The 17,816-nt window shown below is 70.8% G+C and carries 19 protein-coding genes; 10 read left to right on the top strand and 9 right to left on the bottom strand.

Annotated features, from left to right (window positions below):
* Positions 1 to 10 precede the first annotated feature (10 nt).
* The 7 genes from OG207_RS19790 (at position 11) to OG207_RS19760 (ending at position 4,009) form a co-directional block, all read left to right on the top strand.
* A complete protein-coding gene (locus tag OG207_RS19790) occupies positions 11 to 1,141 on the top strand; it encodes a threonine aldolase family protein (RefSeq protein ID WP_329099810.1) in 1,131 nt (376 codons plus the stop codon).
* A 241-nt stretch (positions 1,142 to 1,382) separates the two neighbouring features.
* Positions 1,383 to 1,568 (top strand): DUF397 domain-containing protein, encoded by a 186-nt coding sequence (locus tag OG207_RS19785; protein WP_329099809.1) that lies wholly within the window; start codon positions 1,383 to 1,385, stop codon positions 1,566 to 1,568.
* Between the two features lie 98 nt (positions 1,569 to 1,666).
* Positions 1,667 to 2,230, top strand: a complete 564-nt coding sequence (locus tag OG207_RS19780; protein ID WP_402696782.1) for a hypothetical protein — start codon at positions 1,667 to 1,669, stop codon at positions 2,228 to 2,230.
* Between the two features lie 14 nt (positions 2,231 to 2,244).
* Entirely contained in the window at positions 2,245 to 2,412 is a 168-nt protein-coding gene (locus OG207_RS19775; RefSeq protein WP_030009899.1) for a hypothetical protein, read from the top strand.
* Between the two features lie 101 nt (positions 2,413 to 2,513).
* On the top strand, positions 2,514 to 2,966 hold the full coding sequence (locus OG207_RS19770) for a BlaI/MecI/CopY family transcriptional regulator (RefSeq protein ID WP_329099807.1): 453 nt from the start codon (positions 2,514 to 2,516) through the stop codon (positions 2,964 to 2,966).
* An 11-nt stretch (positions 2,967 to 2,977) separates the two neighbouring features.
* Positions 2,978 to 3,508, top strand: a complete 531-nt coding sequence (locus OG207_RS19765) for an amino-acid N-acetyltransferase (protein ID WP_030009901.1) — start codon at positions 2,978 to 2,980, stop codon at positions 3,506 to 3,508.
* 165 nt (positions 3,509 to 3,673) lie between these two features.
* Positions 3,674 to 4,009, top strand: a complete 336-nt coding sequence (locus OG207_RS19760; RefSeq protein ID WP_329099806.1) for a histone-like nucleoid-structuring protein Lsr2 — start codon at positions 3,674 to 3,676, stop codon at positions 4,007 to 4,009.
* Positions 4,010 to 4,013: 4 nt separating this feature from the next.
* Here the strand turns inward: OG207_RS19760 and OG207_RS19755 are convergent, their stop codons facing one another.
* Complete coding sequence (locus OG207_RS19755; protein WP_329099805.1) at positions 4,014 to 4,646, bottom strand: SCO3374 family protein; 633 nt, start codon at positions 4,644 to 4,646, stop codon at positions 4,014 to 4,016.
* Positions 4,647 to 5,107: 461 nt separating this feature from the next.
* Between OG207_RS19755 and OG207_RS19750 the strand changes: the two genes are divergently transcribed.
* A complete protein-coding gene (locus OG207_RS19750; protein ID WP_329099804.1) occupies positions 5,108 to 7,633 on the top strand; it encodes an ATP-dependent Clp protease ATP-binding subunit in 2,526 nt (841 codons plus the stop codon).
* A 605-nt stretch (positions 7,634 to 8,238) separates the two neighbouring features.
* Positions 8,239 to 8,832: a M23 family metallopeptidase gene (locus OG207_RS19745; RefSeq protein WP_329099803.1), complete on the top strand. Its 594-nt coding sequence runs from the start codon at positions 8,239 to 8,241 to the stop codon at positions 8,830 to 8,832.
* A 61-nt stretch (positions 8,833 to 8,893) separates the two neighbouring features.
* Here the strand turns inward: OG207_RS19745 and OG207_RS19740 are convergent, their stop codons facing one another.
* The 7 genes from OG207_RS19740 to OG207_RS19710 form a co-directional block, all read right to left on the bottom strand.
* Positions 8,894 to 10,309 carry a LamG-like jellyroll fold domain-containing protein gene (locus OG207_RS19740; protein ID WP_329099802.1) on the bottom strand — a complete coding sequence of 472 codons (1,416 nt, stop codon included), beginning with the start codon at positions 10,307 to 10,309 and terminating at the stop codon, positions 8,894 to 8,896.
* Between the two features lie 80 nt (positions 10,310 to 10,389).
* Entirely contained in the window at positions 10,390 to 11,706 is a 1,317-nt protein-coding gene (cseC, locus tag OG207_RS19735) for a two-component system sensor histidine kinase CseC (protein ID WP_329099801.1), read from the bottom strand.
* Complete coding sequence (cseB, locus tag OG207_RS19730) at positions 11,703 to 12,416, bottom strand: two-component system response regulator CseB (protein ID WP_329099800.1); 714 nt, start codon at positions 12,414 to 12,416, stop codon at positions 11,703 to 11,705. The genes cseC and cseB overlap by 4 nt, the downstream gene beginning before the upstream one ends.
* A gap of 39 nt (positions 12,417 to 12,455) precedes the next feature.
* Complete coding sequence (locus OG207_RS19725) at positions 12,456 to 13,088, bottom strand: hypothetical protein (protein ID WP_329107742.1); 633 nt, start codon at positions 13,086 to 13,088, stop codon at positions 12,456 to 12,458.
* A gap of 35 nt (positions 13,089 to 13,123) precedes the next feature.
* Entirely contained in the window at positions 13,124 to 13,684 is a 561-nt protein-coding gene (locus tag OG207_RS19720) for a SigE family RNA polymerase sigma factor (protein ID WP_030010715.1), read from the bottom strand.
* A gap of 184 nt (positions 13,685 to 13,868) precedes the next feature.
* The gene (locus tag OG207_RS19715; protein WP_329099799.1) at positions 13,869 to 14,846 is read right to left on the bottom strand and encodes an A/G-specific adenine glycosylase; all 978 of its coding nucleotides are present in this window, start codon (positions 14,844 to 14,846) and stop codon (positions 13,869 to 13,871) included.
* A complete protein-coding gene (locus OG207_RS19710; RefSeq protein ID WP_329099798.1) occupies positions 14,843 to 15,493 on the bottom strand; it encodes a phosphatase PAP2 family protein in 651 nt (216 codons plus the stop codon). The genes OG207_RS19715 and OG207_RS19710 overlap by 4 nt, the downstream gene beginning before the upstream one ends.
* A gap of 160 nt (positions 15,494 to 15,653) precedes the next feature.
* On the opposite strand from OG207_RS19710, the gene OG207_RS19705 reads away from it, so the two are divergent.
* Positions 15,654 to 16,466, top strand: coding sequence for a hypothetical protein (locus OG207_RS19705; protein ID WP_329099797.1), 813 nt, complete (start codon positions 15,654 to 15,656; stop codon positions 16,464 to 16,466).
* 146 nt (positions 16,467 to 16,612) lie between these two features.
* Here OG207_RS19705 and disA read toward each other — a convergent pair whose 3' ends face one another.
* Complete coding sequence (gene disA / locus OG207_RS19700) at positions 16,613 to 17,737, bottom strand: DNA integrity scanning diadenylate cyclase DisA (protein ID WP_266603467.1); 1,125 nt, start codon at positions 17,735 to 17,737, stop codon at positions 16,613 to 16,615.
* Positions 17,738 to 17,816 lie beyond the last annotated feature (79 nt).

The following is a 17,816-nucleotide window of genomic DNA, read 5'->3' as shown; positions in this document are numbered from 1 at the left end:
ATCTTTCCCCATGAGTGATGACAGCGAGGACACCGAACGTACGAAGCGGCTGGTCGCGGCCTGGCGCGGGGCGGAGCGGAGGCTGTCCCGCAGCCTGCTGGAGCCCACCGTGGGGGAGCTGCTCGGCTCGCTCGCCGATGCTCCGTACGACATGGACGGGCCGGCCGATGTCTACGGCGACGGGGTCGTCACCGCACTGGAGCGCAAGGTCGCCGAGCTGCTAGGGACCGAGGACGCGGCGTTCTTCCCCACCGGCACGATGGCCCAGCAGATCGCGCTGCGGTGCTGGGCGGGCCGGACCGGGAACCCGGTGGTGGCCCTGCACCCGATGAGCCATCCGGAGCGGTGGGAGGGAGACGCCCTGTCGACGGTCTCCGGGCTGCGGGTGACGCACCCGACCACGGAGGCCCGCCCGCCGTCGGCCGCGGACGTCGAGGCGCTCCGGGAGCCCTTCGGCACGCTGATGGTGGAGCTGCCCCTGCGGGAAGCGGGCTTCCTGCTGCCCACCTGGGAGGAGCTGGAGGCGCTCACCGAAGCGGCCCGGGAACGGGACGCGGTCGTCCACTTCGACGGGGCCCGGCTGTGGGAGTCCACCGTCCACTTCGGCCGCACCCTGCCCGAGATCGCGGGCCTCGCGGACTCCGTCTACGTCTCCTTTTACAAGTCGCTCGGCGGCCTCAGCGGGGCGGCCCTGGCGGGGCCGCGGGAGTTCGTGGAGGAGACCCGGGTCTGGCGGCACCGCTACGGCGGCCAGATCTTCCGGCAGTTCCCGCAGGCCCTCTCGGCGCTCGTCGGACTGGAACGGGAACTGCCCCGGCTGCCGTCTTACGTGGCCCAGGCGCGGCTGGTGGCCGGGGCGCTGCGCTCGGCGTTCGCGGATTCGGGGGTCCCGTGGGCCCGGATCAACCCGGAGGAGCCGCACACCCACCAGTTCCAGGTGTGGCTCCCGTACGAGGCGGACCGGCTGACGGAGGCGGGCCTGCGACAGGCCGAGGAGACGGGCACGGTCCTCTTCCGCCGCTGGTCCGCCGACGGCCCGCCGGGCCTCGCGGTGACGGAACTGGAAATCACGCAGCCGGGACTGTCCTGGACGCAGTCCGACGTCCACGAAGCGGTTTCGGCCTTCGTGGCCCGCATCTAGGGGGCGCCTTGCGGATCCGGCCCGGAACCCCAGCCTCGCCGGCGTTTGAGGCGCGGGGTCCGGGGCGGGGCCCCGGGAAACGGCGAAAGGGCGGGGCGGGGACGAGCCCGCGCAGCGGTACCCGTCCCCCCCGGGAGGGAAGCGGCGAAACACCGAATTCCCGAAAGGCACCGGCGCGAGCCGGCCGCGGCGTTACCGTCATTGACGGCAATTACCGGCCACCGTGCCCGGAGGAGACACCATGACTGCTCAGCCCGCGTGGCGGAAGTCCTCGTTCTGCAGCGAGGGCGACGCCTGCGTCTACGTCGCCACCGCCCCCGGAGCCCTCGTCAAGGTCGCCGACCGCGCCGACCCCGCGCACCTCGTGCTCGCCACCACCCAGGCCGCCTGGGCCGACTTCCTGCGGGCGGTCAAAGAGACCGGCTGAGGTACCCGCCGAGCGCGCCACACCCGCAATACAGGGGATTTTGTCCGATTAGCGCGTATCTTCGGCCCATGCCCACGCCCTACGGATCCCGCGGCGGCATGGCGTTCAGTGCCGCTGAGCTGCACCTGCTCAGGCGCCTCCTCGCCCACGCCCTTCAGTCCTCCTCGGCCCCCCTGGCGGCCGAGGAGGTCCAGGACTGCCTGCGCCTCGCGCAGTCGGTGGACGAAGCGGTCCAGGAGGCGGGTCGGCTCAGAGCGTTCCTCCTCGCGGACCTCGCCCGCTACCGCGGCGCCCTGCCCGGCAGTCTCTCCGGCTACCTGGAGCTGCTGCAGGACGCCCTGGCCGCCGGGTACGAACCGGAGCCCGACGACCTCGCCGCCCTGCGCGCGCTGCGCGCCAATCCGGTCGCCGCCGCCCTACTGGAACGGGTCCGGACGGTCGCGGAGCGCTCCGTGCGCAGGCGGCTGTCGACGGCCCCGGCGCCCCGCACCCGGCTGCTGGCCCTGGCCGGCGGCAAGGAGCAGGACGAGCCGCCGGCCCGCCCGGCTCCGCACCCCAAGGAGCCGCCCCGCCCGGAGCGGCCGATTCCGACCCCTGGTGAGGTGTTCCCGCCGCGCCGCAAGCCCAGCCCGCCCCCGGCGGCCGGGCTGGCCGCCGGGTAGCTACGCTGTGGGGCATGGACTATGTCTCCGCGCTCGTGCCCCCCTTCGTGATGGCCGTGTTCTTCATCGCTCTCGTCATGACGATCGTGAAGAGCCAGGGCGGTTCCAACAAGGCCAAGGAGGACGCGGCGGTCGATGCCGTGCTCGCCCGGGCCGAAGCCACCCAGCAGCAGCAGAAGTAACCTTCGGGGCGTACGGCTTCACTGGCCGTGCGCCCGTTTTTCTGGCGCGTTGCCGAGCGAGTAGCCAGGCAATTCAGCACAAGCCGCACTATCGTGCTGGTGTGCCTCGCCCCCTGGGAGAACTCGAAGACGCCGTCATGACGCGGGTGTGGCAGTGGAACCGCCCGGTCACCGTGCGAGAAGTACTGGAAGACCTCCAGCAGGAACGGTCCATCGCGTACACCACGGTCATGACCGTTATGGACAATCTCCATCAGAAGGGCTGGGTGCGCCGGGAAGCCGAAGGCCGCGCCTATCGATATACGGCGGTCTCCACCCGCGCCGCCTACTCGGCCGCACTGATGAACGAAGCCTGGTCGACGAGCGACAACCCCGCGGCCGCCCTCGTGGCCTTCTTCGGCATGATGTCCGCGGAACAGCGGGAAGCCCTCCGGGACGCCGTGCGGGTCGTCCAGTACGACGACGAGTCGGGCGCCGACGCCGCCCCCGAACCCCCCGCTCCGCCCGTGGCCGAGGGGGAGTCCGACGAGCGCCCGCAGGAGCCGGGGCGATAACGTCCGCAGCCATGGGAGAGTTTTCCACTGCACATGCAGAAACAGTGACGATCCGCCGTGCCCGGACGCGTGATGTTCCCGCGCTGCGCCGCCTCCTCGACCAGTACGTGCAGCAGCGGATCCTGCTCGACAAAGCTCCGGTCGTCCTTTACGAGGACATCCAGGAGTTCTGGGTCGCGGAACGCGACTCCGACGGCCAGGTCGTCGGCTGCGGCGCTCTCCACGTGATGTGGGAAGACCTTGCCGAAGTGCGCACTCTCGCCGTCGATCGGGGCTTGAAGGGCGCCGGAGTCGGGCATCAGGTACTGGAGCAGTTGTTGCGCACCGCCCGCACCCTCGGGGTGAGCCGGGTTTTCTGCCTCACCTTCGAAGTCGAGTTCTTCGCGAAGCACGGCTTCGTCGAGATCGGCGAGACACCGGTCAAGACCGATGTCTACATGGAGCTGCTGCGTTCCTATGACGAGGGTGTCGCCGAGTTCCTCGGTCTCGAACGAGTGAAGCCGAACACCTTGGGCAACAGTCGGATGCTTCTGCACCTCTGATCGATGGCCTCAGCTTTTCCGGCGCTCTGCGCACCTGTGGCCTATGTCCGAATCGCGTACGTTTCCCGCCCTGTTGCGGTCTCGAACCTCTCACCGGGGGTTTGTGTTTTCCAGGCAAAAGCGGTTTCCTTTCCGCGTACTGCTTTTCGATGAAAGGAAATCCCGGTGGCACAGAAGGTTCAGGTCCTTCTTGTCGACGACCTCGACGGCGGCGAGGCGGACGAGACGGTGACGTTCGCTCTGGATGGCAAGACCTACGAGATCGACCTCACCACCGCCAACGCTGAAAAGCTCCGCGGTCTGCTCGACCCGTACACCAAGGGCGGCCGGCGTACCGGTGGCCGCGCGTCCACCGGCCGCGCCAAGGGCCGCACGGCCGTGGCGTCCGGCAACCCGGACACCGCGGAGATCCGCGCCTGGGCGAAGTCCCAGGGCCTCAGCGTCAACGACCGCGGTCGCGTGCCGCAGGAGATCCGCGACCAATACGAGAACCGGGGCTGACCCGTCAGGGACTGACCCGGCCGGCCCGCGAGGGAGGCCCGGCCACGGCGCTCCGCAGGGGCGTACGGCGCCGGAGCCGCGCGCGGTGACATTCCGTCGCCGCCGCGGAGACCAGGCGCACGAGATCGGGCCCGGCGCCCACCCGCCCGGGACCGGCGCCCTGTCCGGGACCGGACAGGGCAGGCAGAAGTGCCTCGCACCCCTGCTCGGGGGGCCGTAGCCACACGGCGGCCCCCCGGGGACTCCCGTCCCGTACGCAATGCCCCGGCGGCACCGGGGCGGTGATCCGGCCACCCGCACCCAGGGCGGCGAGATCGAGGGCGACCCCGCCCCACTCCAGCCAGTCGAGCAGCCCGTCGAGCTCCTCTGCGCTCCCCGCGGCCACCAGGAACCGCATCCGGCGCCCCATCAGGGCCACCGGGCCCGTGGCGACCGGCCTGCGCAGCAGGGCGGCCCCCGCGTCGGACGGCAGCTCCAGCACGTCGAACCGGCTCCCGGTCGCGAGCTGGGCGGGCGGCCCGCCCAGGACGGTCCAGCCGAGCACTCTCCGGTACCAGGAGGCGCACGCGTCCTCCTCGGGCGCCGGGCGGGGCGGCGGCACGGTCGACGGGGCGAGCGACGGGACGGTTACGGCCATGTCCGGAGCAACTTCCGAAAGGCCGCAGGGTTACGCTCAATGTGACACACCGCACTCACCGTCATGCGGAGCGTAAACATCCGTGGAGTACGGAGTCCACATTCGAGGCGCAACTGTGTTCGCCCTTAGCTGAGGGAACCGGTGGCGCCCGCATGGAGTGTCAGTCCTTACGGGTAAGACATTCCTAGTGGATCGGGGCGACACGCTGATTTGACGGGCATCCGTTCGCCGTCGGCGTACACGCATGACGGGTATCTGCCTGGCCTGCGGGAACATCGTCTCGCACCATCGAGTTGGAGCAGTTGTCGGCTCTTCAAGCCGGTTTTCCCGCTGATGCAGGGGTGAGCCGCGGACGGATGTCGGCAGTTGGAATGAGCTGTCCCGCCCCGCGGGACTAGCATGCGGAAGGACAGGCGGGGACCGACCCCGAACTGCCCGACCGCTCTGAGGAGCGATAAACGATGTTCGAGAGGTTCACCGACCGCGCGCGGCGGGTTGTCGTCCTGGCTCAGGAAGAAGCCCGGATGCTCAACCACAACTACATCGGCACCGAGCACATCCTCCTGGGCTTGATCCACGAGGGTGAGGGTGTCGCCGCTAAGGCCCTGGAGAGCCTCGGGATTTCGCTCGAGGCTGTTCGCCAGCAGGTTGAGGAGATCATCGGTCAGGGGCAGCAGGCCCCGTCCGGCCACATCCCCTTCACCCCGCGGGCGAAGAAGGTCCTGGAGCTGTCGCTCCGAGAGGCCCTCCAGCTCGGCCACAACTACATCGGCACCGAGCACATCCTGCTCGGCCTGATCCGCGAGGGCGAGGGCGTCGCCGCCCAGGTCCTCGTGAAGCTGGGCGCCGATCTCAACCGAGTCCGGCAGCAGGTCATCCAGCTGCTCTCCGGCTACACCGGTGGAGGCAAGGAGTCGGCCACGGCCGGCGGCCCGGCCGAGGGCACGCCCTCGACCTCGCTCGTCCTGGACCAGTTCGGCCGCAACCTCACCCAGGCTGCTCGCGAATCCAAGCTCGACCCGGTCATCGGGCGCGAGAAGGAGATCGAGCGGGTCATGCAGGTGCTGTCCCGCCGTACGAAGAACAACCCGGTCCTCATCGGCGAGCCCGGCGTCGGCAAGACCGCCGTCGTCGAGGGCCTGGCCCAGGCGATCGTCAAGGGCGAGGTTCCCGAGACGCTCAAGGACAAGCACCTCTACACGCTTGACCTCGGCGCCCTGGTCGCCGGTTCCCGCTACCGCGGTGACTTCGAGGAGCGCCTGAAGAAGGTGCTCAAGGAGATCCGCACCCGCGGCGACATCATCCTGTTCATCGACGAGCTCCACACCCTCGTGGGTGCGGGCGCCGCCGAGGGCGCGATCGACGCCGCCAGCATCCTCAAGCCCATGCTGGCCCGTGGTGAGCTCCAGACCATCGGTGCCACGACGCTCGACGAGTACCGCAAGCACCTCGAGAAGGACGCGGCCCTCGAGCGCCGCTTCCAGCCGATCCAGGTGGCGGAGCCTTCCCTCCCCCACACGATCGAGATCCTCAAGGGCCTGCGCGACCGCTACGAGGCCCACCACCGCGTCTCCATCACGGACGAGGCCCTCGTCCAGGCGGCGACGCTGGCGGACCGGTACATCTCGGACCGCTTCCTCCCGGACAAGGCGATCGACCTGATCGACGAGGCCGGCTCCCGGATGCGCATCCGCCGGATGACCGCGCCGCCGGACCTCCGCGAGTTCGACGAGAAGATCGCGGGCGTGCGCCGCGACAAGGAGTCGGCCATCGACTCCCAGGACTTCGAGAAGGCGGCTTCTCTCCGTGACAAGGAGAAGCAGCTGCTGGCGGCGAAGACCAAGCGCGAGAAGGAATGGAAGGCCGGCGACATGGACGTCGTCGCCGAGGTCGACGGCGAGCTCATCGCCGAAGTCCTCGCGACCGCGACCGGCATTCCCGTCTTCAAGCTCACCGAGGAGGAGTCCTCGCGACTGCTCCGCATGGAAGACGAGCTCCACCGTCGGGTCATCGGTCAGAAGGACGCCATCAAGGCGCTCTCTCAGGCGATCCGCCGTACCCGTGCGGGTCTGAAGGACCCGAAGCGCCCGGGTGGCTCGTTCATCTTCGCCGGTCCGTCCGGTGTCGGTAAGACCGAGCTCTCCAAGACGCTCGCCGAATTCCTCTTCGGTGACGAGGACGCGCTGATCTCCCTCGACATGTCGGAGTTCAGTGAGAAGCACACGGTTTCCCGCCTCTTCGGTTCGCCCCCCGGCTACGTGGGCTACGAAGAGGGCGGCCAGCTCACCGAGAAGGTGCGCCGCAAGCCGTTCTCCGTCGTTCTCTTCGACGAGGTCGAGAAGGCCCACCCGGATATCTTCAATTCCCTTCTCCAGATCCTGGAGGACGGTCGTCTGACCGACTCCCAGGGCCGGGTCGTGGACTTCAAGAACACGGTCATCATCATGACGACCAACCTGGGTACCCGGGACATCTCTAAGGGCTTCAACCTGGGCTTCGCGGCGCAGGGTGACACGAAAAGCGGCTACGAGCGGATGAAGGCCAAGGTCAACGAAGAGCTCAAGCAGCACTTCCGGCCCGAGTTCCTCAACCGTGTCGACGACACGGTCGTCTTCCACCAGCTCACCGAGGAAGACATCATCCAGATCGTCGACCTCATGATCGCCAAGGTCGACGAGCGCCTGAAGGACCGCGACATGGGCATCGAGCTGAGCGGCGACGCGAAGCTCCTGCTCGCCAAGCGCGGCTACGACCCGATCCTGGGTGCCCGGCCGCTGCGCCGGACCATCCAGCGCGAGATCGAGGACATCCTGTCGGAGAAGATCCTCTTCGGCGAGCTGCGTCCCGGTCACATCGTGGTCGTCGGCAAGGAGGGTGAGGGCGAAGACGCCAAGTTCACCTTCCGCGGCGAGGAGAAGTCGGCCCTGCCCGACCTCCCCCCGATCGAGGCCACGGGCTCCGGCCCGGACCTGTCGAAGGGCGCGTGACCCTCACGGGGCGCTAGGAGTACGAAGGGGCGGCCCCGGGACTGAGAAGTCCCGGGGCCGCCCCTTTTCCGTGTCCCGCTCCCAGGCCGAAGCCGGTGAGGGTGCTGTGGCGCCGGGCCCGGTTGCTGCGGGGAGCAGGACTCGAAGGCGGCCCTCCTGGCCCTCCTGGCCCTCCTGGCGCTCCGGGCCGCCGGGCCAAGGCCCGTGGATCCGGGGCGGACGGTCTCGACGCCGGGGAGGTCAGGTCACCCAGCGCCTGCAGGGCGCCGCGGGTCCGGCCCCACGGGCACGAAACCCCTAGTGACCTGGGTCGCAAACGGTCCTGGCCCCGGTGACAAGCCGCACAGGACAAAACGGACGTACTAGGCCGTTTCGTAGATCGAAAACGCCCTGTCGCGGGACCTTCGTCCCTGGAAGGGGCCGTCAACGGGGCGCGTCACACGGGCGCCGCTACGAGTTCCGCTAGTAATCGGGACATTTGGGGAAGTCCCGGGGCACGGGTTACCAAAGATGAGCCAGCCCGGCACTCGCTCGATCGTGCCGGGTCACTTCATGCCTCTGAGAGGCGTGAAACCCCCCTTGTCCCCGGCCCCGGAGGTCTGCACATGTTCGCGAAGCGCGTCTACACCCGTCGTACCCGTATCGCTGTCGGCACCACCGCTCTCGGTGCCGTGCTGGCCCTCGGGGCGGGCACGACCGCCGCGTTCGCAGACGCCCCGCAGGCCGCCCCCGCCGCCAAGGCCGCCGGCGCCGCCGGTGCCGCGGGCGCCTCGAAGACCGGTCTCTGGGACAAGCCGCTGGAGAAGTACACGCTGTCCGCAACCTTCGGCAAGGGCGGCAACATGTGGTCCCACAAGCACTCCGGCCAGGACTTCGCCGTCCCGGTCGGCACCCCGGTCAAGGCCGCGGCCGCCGGTACCGTCGTCAAGGCGGGCCCGAACGGTGGCGGCGACGGCCCCGCGTACGGCAACGCCATCGTGATCAAGCACGCGAACAACACGTACTCGCAGTACGCGCACCTCTCGAAGATCCAGGTCAAGATCGGCCAGAAGGTCAACGCCTCGCAGCGGATCGCCCTGTCCGGCAACACCGGCAACTCCAGCGGCCCGCACCTGCACTTCGAGATCCGCACCACCCCGAACTACGGCTCGGCCGTCAACCCGGTCGCCTTCCTGCGCACCAACGGCGTCACCGTCTGACCCGTCCCGACCGCAGCACCCGCAGCACCCGTCGTACCGGCCGACCCGCCCTGCTCACCGATCAGGTGAGCAGCCAGGCATGGGTCGGCTTCGGCGATGGTTCGAGCTTCCCCTCCTTGTACCCGGCGGCCTGCTCCTCCGTGAAGGCCATGTCGTAGGTCTTGATGCTGTGCAGGGTGCCCTGCCACGGACCGGTCCAGATGTCGTGGTGCTTGGACCGGCCGAGCTGGAGCGGACCCGGGGCCTGCCAGATGGGCGGCACCGGGGTCTCCCCGGCCTTCTTGCCGTCCACGTACAGGGCTATCGCCTTCTTCTCGGCGTCGTAGGTGGCCATCAGCAGCGTGGGCGTCTTCACCATGCTGAGCCCCTCGGCGGCGACCGTCCGCGTGGTGGCCGCGGCGCCCTTGTCGCCCGTCTGCACGCGGAAGATCCAGGCCTGCTTGCCGTTCACCTCGTTCACGCCCAGCTCGAAGGAGAACGACTCCCCGTCACCCTGGCTCATGATGATCCGGGAGCCCTTGGCGGCGGAGTTGTAGGCGCGGGCCGTGACGGTGAAGCTCTTGGTCACGTCCACGACCGGTTCGGCGGACTGCCCCCACGAGTTCCCGTTGCCCTTGCCGATGACCTGGAAGCGCTTGCCCCGCGGGCCGACCTTGAGGTCGGGGCCGAGCCGGATCCCCATGCTGCCGTAGCTGTCGCGCAGCAGCGTGTCGTCGCCCGCGACGGTCGCGGTGTAGGCGGCGGGCCCCTTCGAATCATCCGGCTCGGGCGAGGCGGAGGCCGAGTTCGCGGGCTGGGCGTCCTGTCGGTCCTCGTCGCCGCCCAGCAGGAAGAACGTTCCACCGCCGGCCAGCAGCGCGAGCACGATCACCCCGCCGCCCAGCGTCCACAGCCGCTTCTTGCGCCGCTCGGCCGCGGAGCGGTCGGCCATGGCCTCCCAGTCCGGCTGCTGCGAAGCGCCGGGCAGGTCCGGACCGGCCAGCCTCGTGAATCCCGGCTGGGCCGGGGGCGGAGCCCACTGACCGCCTCCCGCGTCCTGCTGGTAGCCCCCCGGGTCCGGTGCGTAGCCCCCCGGGTCCTGCTGGTAACCGCCCCCCGGGTTTTGCTGGTAACCGCCTCCCGCGTCCTGCTGGTAGCCCCCCGGGTCCGGTGCGTAGCCCCCCGGGTCCTGCTGGTAACCGCCCCCCGGGTTTTGCTGGTAACCGCCTCCCGCGTCCTGCTGGTAGCCCCCCGGGTCCGGTGCGTAGCCCCCCGGGTCCTGCTGGTAACCGCCTCCCGCGTCCTGTGGGTGGCCGCCTCCCGGGTCCTGCTGGTAAGGGTTCGGCTGCTGCCCCGTTTGCGGGTAGCCGTAGCCGGCGGACGGGGTCGGGTAGCCGTAGCCGCCCTGCGCGGGCGGTCCCGGCGGGAACCCGTATCCGCCGCTCCCGGGGGCGGGCTCGGGCTGCGGGTGGCTCGGGGGATTCGTACCGTCGGTCATGCCACGGATGCTAAGTCACGGACTCCCGGGCGGATACCGCCCGGTACCCGTCGCGCCCGACCCGCCCGACCCGCCCCGGTTCAGTCCTGCGGCAGTTTGAGGATCGGGAAGCTGCCCGTCGTCGTCGGCGCGTGCTCCGGAAGCCACAGGACCGCCACCGCGCCCGCCGCCGCCCCCTCACGCTCCGAGCCGCCCCGGGCGGCCACGTTACGGAAGGTCAGCCGGGCGCCCAGCACCCGCGCCTGGCCCTCCGCAATGGTCAGCCCCAGCCCGTGCCCCACACCCGCGCGGTCCGTGGACCCGGTGCGGAAGCGGCTCGGCCCCTCGCGCAGCAACGCCTCGGGGAAGCCCGGCCCGTGGTCGCGTACCCGTACGACCCGTCCCTCGACGTCGACCTGGATCGGCGGCTGCCCGTACCGCGCGGCATTGGCCAGCAGGTTCCCCAGGATCCGCTCCAGGCGGCGCGGATCGGTGCTGACGATCTCGTCCGCGACGACCCGTACGGTCGCCTCCGGCATCAGCGACGCCACCCGCCGGCTCACGAACTCGCCCAGCGCCACGTCCTGGAGCTCCGCCCGTTCCGACGCACTGTCCAGCCGGGCCACCTCCAGCACGTCCTCCACCAGCGCGCGCAGGGCCTGGGCCCGGTCCCGCACCAGCTCCGTCGGCCGCCCCGGAGGCAGCAGTTCCGCCGCCGTGAGCAGGCCCGTCACCGGAGTCCGCAGTTCGTGCGCGATGTCCGCGGTCACCCGCCGCTCGGCCTCCAGCCGTTGCTGGAGGGCGTCCGCCATGGCGTCCACGGCCCGCGCGAGGTCGTCCGTCTCGTCCCGCACGACACCGCCGACCGCATCCCGTACGCGGACGTCGGGATCGCCGTGCGCCACCCGCTGCGCGGCGGCCGCGGCCTTGCGCAGCCGGCGCGAGATCTGCCCGCCGATGAGCACGCCGAGCGCCGAGCCGCCGATCACGGCGGACAACCCGCCGATGACCAGGGCCCGGTCCAGGTCGGGGATCAGATTGGCGCCCTCACGGAACGGCGTGTGCAGCGACAGGACCTGCCCGTTCCCGAGCGGTACGGCGGCCCACACCTCGGCCGCCCCGCGCGGGCGCTCCTGGATGTAGGTCCCGCGCCGTCCCGACTGCGCCTTGTGCCGCAGTTCGGCGGGCAGTTCGGGGTCGTTGACCTTGGCGCCCATGGGAGGCTTGCGCCCGGCGTCGGCATTGCGCGAGATGAACTGCACGCGGTCCAGCTGTACTTCGCGGGCGCTCTCCAGCATCGACACGCGGGCAGCACTGTGCACCACCAGGCTCAGGGCGATCGTGACGAGGGCGCCCACGGAGGCGATGGCGACGGTGATCTTCCAGCGGATCCCCGTGCGCAGGGTGAACCGCCTCATGCTTTGAGCTTGTATCCGAAGCCCCGGACCGTTTCGATCCGGTCCTGGCCGATCTTGGTGCGCAGCCGCTGGACGTGGACGTCCACGACGCGGGTGTCGCCGCCCCAGTCGTAGTCCCAGACCCGCTCCAGCAGGCGGTCGCGCGACAGCACGGTGCCGGGTGCGGAGGAGAACTCCAGCAGCAGCCGCATCTCGGTCGGGGTCAGGGCCACCGCGGCGCCCGCCCGGCGGACCTCCATGCCCTCGGTGTCCACCTCCAGGTCACCGAAGGAGAGCACCCCGCGCTCGGGGTCCGAGCCGTTGTCGCCCGCGTTCGTTCCGCCGTTCTGCGGGCCGCCGGAGTGGTCGAAGCGGCGCAGCACCGCGCGGATCCGGGCCACGAGCACGGATCCGTCGAAGGGCTTGGTGACGTAGTCGTCGGCGCCCGCCTCCAGGCCCAGCACCACGTCGATGGAGTCGGCGCGCGCGGAAAGCATGATCACCGGGACGGTGGACTCGTCGCGGATGCGGCGGCACAGGCTCACGCCGTCCATGCCCGGGACCATCACGTCCAGCAGGGCGATGTCGGGCCGGTTCGCGCGGAAGGACTCCAGTCCGGACAAGCCGTCGGGCATGGCCGTGACCACGAACCCGTCGCGCTCCAGCGCCAGGGTCGTGGCCTCACGGATGACGTCGTCGTCCTCCACGAACAGGACATGGGTCTCGGCCATGCGGGAGCCTCGCCTCGGTTCTTCTGTGCTCGGTCGTGCTCAGTTCTTCTGACTCGTGACCGGGGCGGGCTGGACGCCGCCGTCGACCACGTTGCTGTACTCCGAGTGAACTCGGTCCTGCTCGGCGAACCCCTCCCCGTTCCAGCGGTACGTGATCACGTCCTCGCCCGACGGATAGGCGAGCGTGTCGCTCTTTCCGTAGACCTGCTTCGTGACCACCAGGTCGCCCCGGTCGATCTCCGCGTAGACGGGTGGCTGCTCGTCCGCGAACACATTCTCGTACGTCGTTCCGTCCGACCGGTACACGTAGGTTCCGCGACCCAGGGCGTCGGCGCAGGACAGGACGTTCACCACGATGTCCACGACGGGGCCGCCGGTGATCTTCCCGTAGCTCACGTCCACCGGGTACTCCTTGCCCGAGCAGGGCTTGAGGTCCCGTTTGACCTCGGTGCTGACCTTGGGGTCCTTCATCAGCAGCGTGACGGGGTCGACCTTCTTCAGCGGCCGGCCGGACGCGCCCGAGACGGAGTCCTCGGGCGCGGGCCCCGAGGGCGTGGCCTTGGCCACGGCTTCGGTGCGGGCCGGGCCGCCGTCGCGCAGGCCGGTGCCGCCCGTGGCGCACCCGACCGCGAACACGGCTGTGCCGACGAGGACGACCGCCCCCGCCGACATCAGCACCAGAGAACTTCCGGACAAACCTTGGCCGTTCAGGCCGCGCACCGCTCACGCCCCTCGTACCGCATGGTGTGGTCACCGCGCTCCAGCGCACGCATGTCCAGATCCCGGCTCTCCAGCTCCTGCCGAAGACGGGCCAGCGCGCGGTGCAGAGTGCTCTTCACGGTTCCCGCCGACATTCCGAGCGCCGCGGCCGTTTCCTCGGTGCTCATCTGCTCCCAGTGTCGCAGCACGACCACGCTGCGCTGCTTGGGAGCGAGAACCTTGAGGATGTCCATGAGGAGGGCGCGGTCGGCGCGCTGGTCGGAGCCGTCCTCGACGGAGGCGTCGGGGAGCTGCTCGGTGGGGACCTCTTCGAGCTTGCGGGCGCGCCACCACTCCGTACGGGTGTTGATCATGACCCGGCGCAGGTAGGCGTCGGCCAGGGACTTGTCGGCGATGCCGTCCCAGCGGCCGTAGGTGCGTACGAGCGCGGTCTGCAGGAGGTCCTGGGCGTCGGTGGGGTCCGGGACCAGGCGCCGGGCGCTGCGCAGCAGCGCGTCCTGCCGAGTGCGTACGTACTCCTCGAATCCGAGTACCTCGCCGTGCGCCATCTCAGACCGCCTCCACCCGTTCAACCGCTCATCCCCGTGTCCTACGGATTCGAAGGTACGGAGGGGTTGTCACGGGCCTGTGCGAGCCAGCCTTCGGTGGGCGCACGGACACCCATAGGTTGTGTAACAACCGCCGTGAGCTGCGGTTTCCCGGCAACAAGCGGAATCTCAGAGTCAGTTTTGGTCAGGGCCGCGGGACGGTCCGCAGAACGCTCTGGGGGGCGCCCTGGGGAGCACTCTGGGGCAGGGCCTGCGGGAGCCGGTAGAAGCCTCCGGCCAAGGGCTCCACCAGCCCGTCGGCCACCAGCCCGTCCAGCGCCCGGGCCCGCTGCACCGGCTCGTCCCAGACCGTGTCGAGCACCGCCTGCGGAACCGCGCCCACCGCCTCCCTGAGCACGGCGAGGAGCTTGCCCCGCACCTGCCGGTCGGTGCCCGCGTACGTCTGCCCGCGCCGCGGTGGACCCTCGTGCGCCGGCTTCCCGGCGAGCCGCCACGCGCACAGCCCGGCCACCGGACAGCGCGCGCAGTCGGGGCTCTTGGCGGTGCACACCAGCGCCCCGAGCTCCATCGAGGCCGCCGCCCAGCGGGCCGCGGTGCCCTCGTCCTCGGGCAGCAGGGCCCGGGCGAGGCGCCGTTCGGCGGCGGTCGTCGCGTTCGGCGGGTACTCGACCCCGGTCGTGGTGCGCGCGAAGACCCGGCGGACGTTCGTGTCGAGGACGGCGTGCCGCTGCCCGTACGCGAAGGAGGCCACGGCCGCCGCCGTGTACTCGCCGATCCCGGGCAGCGCCATCAGCTGTGCGTGGTCCTGCGGTACGTCGCCGCCGTGCCGGTCCGTTATCGCCACGGCCGCGCCGTGCAGCCGCAGCGCGCGGCGCGGGTAGCCGAGCCGGCCCCAGGCCCGTACGGCTTCGCCGGGGGCCTCGGTGGCCAGGTCCGCGGGGCGGGGCCACCGGGCGAGCCACTGCTCGTAGACCGGCAGGACCCGGCTGACGGGCGTCTGCTGGAGCATGAACTCGCTGACCATGACCCCCCAGGGGCCGGCCTCGGGGCGGCGCCAGGGCAGGTCGCGGGCGTGCTCGTCGAACCACGCGGTCACGGGGGAGTGCAGCGCGTGGGAGGAGTCGGGGGATGCGGCCGTGGAGGAAGCGGGAGATGCAGTCATGGCAGACGGCATCCTGGCACGTTTCCCCTCCCGCGGCGCGCCGGACCGCGATCGGTGAACCAGATGACGGCCGGGATGCCGCCCGCCCGGGCGGCGGTGACGACCGCACCCGTCGGACCGGCGAGCGCGAGGACGGCGAGGGCGGCGACCGAACCGCCGAGCAGCAGGCCGAACGCCACGTCGTGCGGGTGGTGCACGCCGACGAAGACCCGGGAGAAGGCCATCAGCAGCGCGAGCGGCACGGTCAGCGGCGCGAGCCGGCGCACCGCCAGGGCCAGCGCCACGGTGGCTGCGCCCGCGAGGGCCGCGTGGTTGCTGGGGAACGACCCGTCACCGGGCCCCGGGCACGGCACCAGCGGGGCCGCGGCTCCGACGACGGCCCGGCAGGGCCGCTCCTCGTCCACCGCGTACTTCACGAACTCCGACGCGCCGTACGCCACGGCCGTCGCCACTGGCGCGAGCAGGGCCAGCGCCACCAGACGGGCGCCCCGGCCGCGCGAGCGCCACCAGACGGCCGCGAACAGCACCCCGAAGAGGAGCAGCCCGTACGTCGTCCAGATCTCGAAGGCCGATTGCACCCATGAGGGTGTCCGGTGGGCGAAATCGGTGATGGCGCGGTAGGGGCCGGAGCCGTCGGAGCTGTCCATGCTCACCGAACGTACTCAAGGCGGACTAATCTCCACATCAACCCTTTGGCCAGATCTCGACGCCCCCGATTGCGCCCGCAGGATGATCATCGGCAAATCAAGTCCTCTGTGCGGCATGTGGGGCACTGATCGGGTCGCGAACTCTCGTAAGGTTCCGTCCGTGGGATCTCTGCGCAATCCGGTCGGGCCGCTCCCCTCCTCCATCTACTGGCGACGGAGGGCTGTGCTGGCTTCCGTTGTCGCGCTCCTCGCGCTCCTCGCCGTATGGACCGTCAGTTCCGGTGGGGGGAGGACGAGTACGAACGGAAAGGGCCAGGGCGGCCCCGACCCCGTCACCTCGATCACCCCGGGTCCGGCCGGTACCGGCCCCGCGATCAGTGCGGCCCCCGGTGGGCGCCCCGAGTCGGGCAGCGGCGGCAACAGCGGCTCCGGGGGCGGCTCCACCGGCGGCGGGGGCAAGAACGGCGAACCGGGCGGCGGCACGGGCTCGAACGGCAGCTCAGGTTCCGGTTCCGGGTCCGGTGGCGCCGCGGGCGGCCCGGCCCCGGTCCCGGCGGACTCCCCGCTCCCCACGTGCGCGCCGGGTGCGCTGCAGTGGGAGGTCAAGAGCGTGAAGAACGAGTACGAGGCGAACGAGAAGCCGCGCCTGGAACTGGTCGCCCGCAACACCTCAGGAACCACCTGCAAGATCGACCTCGGCCCGAAGCAGGCCGTCCTGACCATCCTCCAGGCGAGCAGCAGCAAGGCGGTCTGGTCCTCGGCGGACTGCCCGGCGGGCGCGGGCAACGCCTTCTTCCGCCTCCCGGCGCAGGGCGAGACGAAGCAGTCGCTGGACTGGGACCGCAGGTTCAGCGCGGCCGACCAGTGCCAGACGCCTCCGGCGGGGTCCGCCGCACCCGACACCTACGTGGTCGAGGTCAAGGCTCCCGGCATGCCGGTGGCCCGCACCTCGTTCGTCCTCAAGCAGGACTAGCCTCTTCCGGCAGCGGCGCACACACTCCCGGCCCCGCCGGCGCTTCAGGCGCGGGGTCCGGGGCGGCGCCCCAGCAATGGCGCGCACGCCGAACGGGCAGCGGAACGAGGGCGGTCGGCCGAGCGAAGCCGCAGGCTGAACGCAGGCTAGACGTACCGCTCCAGGATCGACGACTCCGCCAGCCGGGACAGGCCCTCGCGGACGCTCCGCGCACGGGCCTCGCCCACCCCGTCCACCGTCTGCAGGTCGTCGACGCTGGCCGCGAGCAGCTTCTGCAGTCCGCCGAAGTGCTCCACGAGCCGCTCGATGATCGCGCCGGGCAGCCGCGGCACCTTCGCCAGCAGCCGGTACCCGCGCGGCGACACCGCCGAGTCCAGCGTCTCCGGCGAGCCCGTGTACCCCAGTGCCCGCGCCACGATCGGCAGCTCCAGGAGCTCCGGATGCGTCAGCGCGTCCAGCTCCGCCAGCGCCTCGTCCACCGTGCGGGAACGCTTCGCCGTCGGTTCCGGCACGTAGTCGCGGATGACGAGCTCACGCTCCTGCTCGATCCCGACCGTCAGCTCGTCCAGTTGCAGCGACAGCAGTCGCCCGTCCGTGCCCAGTTCGACCACGTACTCGGCGATCTCGGTCGCGATCCGGCGGACCATTTCCAGCCGCTGCGCGACCGCCGTCACGTCGCGCACCGTGACCAGGTCCTCGATCTCGAGCGCCGACAGCGTGCCCGCGACCTCGTCGAGGCGCAGCTTGTACCGCTCCAGCGTGGCCAGTGCCTGGTTCGCCCGCGACAGGATCGCCCCGGACTCCTCCAGGACCCGCCGCTCCCCGTCCACGTACAGCGCGATCAGTCGCATCGACTGCGACACCGACACCACGGGGAAGCCGCACTGCTTGGAGACGCGGTCGGCCGTACGGTGGCGCGTGCCCGTCTCCTCCGTAGGGATCGACGCGTCCGGCACCAGCTGCACTCCGGCCCGCAGGATCTTGGTGATGTCCTTGTCGAGGATCAGCGCGCCGTCGAGCTTGCACAGCTCGCGCAGCCTGGTCGCGGTGAACTCCACGTCCAGGACGAAGCCGCCGGTGCACATCGCCTCGACGCTCTTGTCCATACCGAGGACGATGAGCCCGCCGGTGTTGCCGCGGACGATCCGCTCCAAGCCGTCGCGCAACGGCTGACCAGGTGCGACCGCGCTCAGCGAGGCGCGCATCATGGCCTCCTGCTTGGAGCTCGCACCCGACTTCCCGGATGCTGCTGCCCCGTCCTTGGCTGCCACTGCACTCCTCCGGTCGCGGGTTGCGCCGCCCAGCGCCGCGGGCACGAGGACGTGCGTACGGCCGGGCGGACCAGCACAA

It is taken from the genome of Streptomyces sp. NBC_01439, from assembly GCF_036227605.1.
GTDB lineage: Bacteria > Actinomycetota > Actinomycetes > Streptomycetales > Streptomycetaceae > Streptomyces.
The sequence above is the reverse complement of the archived record's forward strand: the minus strand, read 5'-3'. Positions and strand labels throughout refer to the sequence as shown.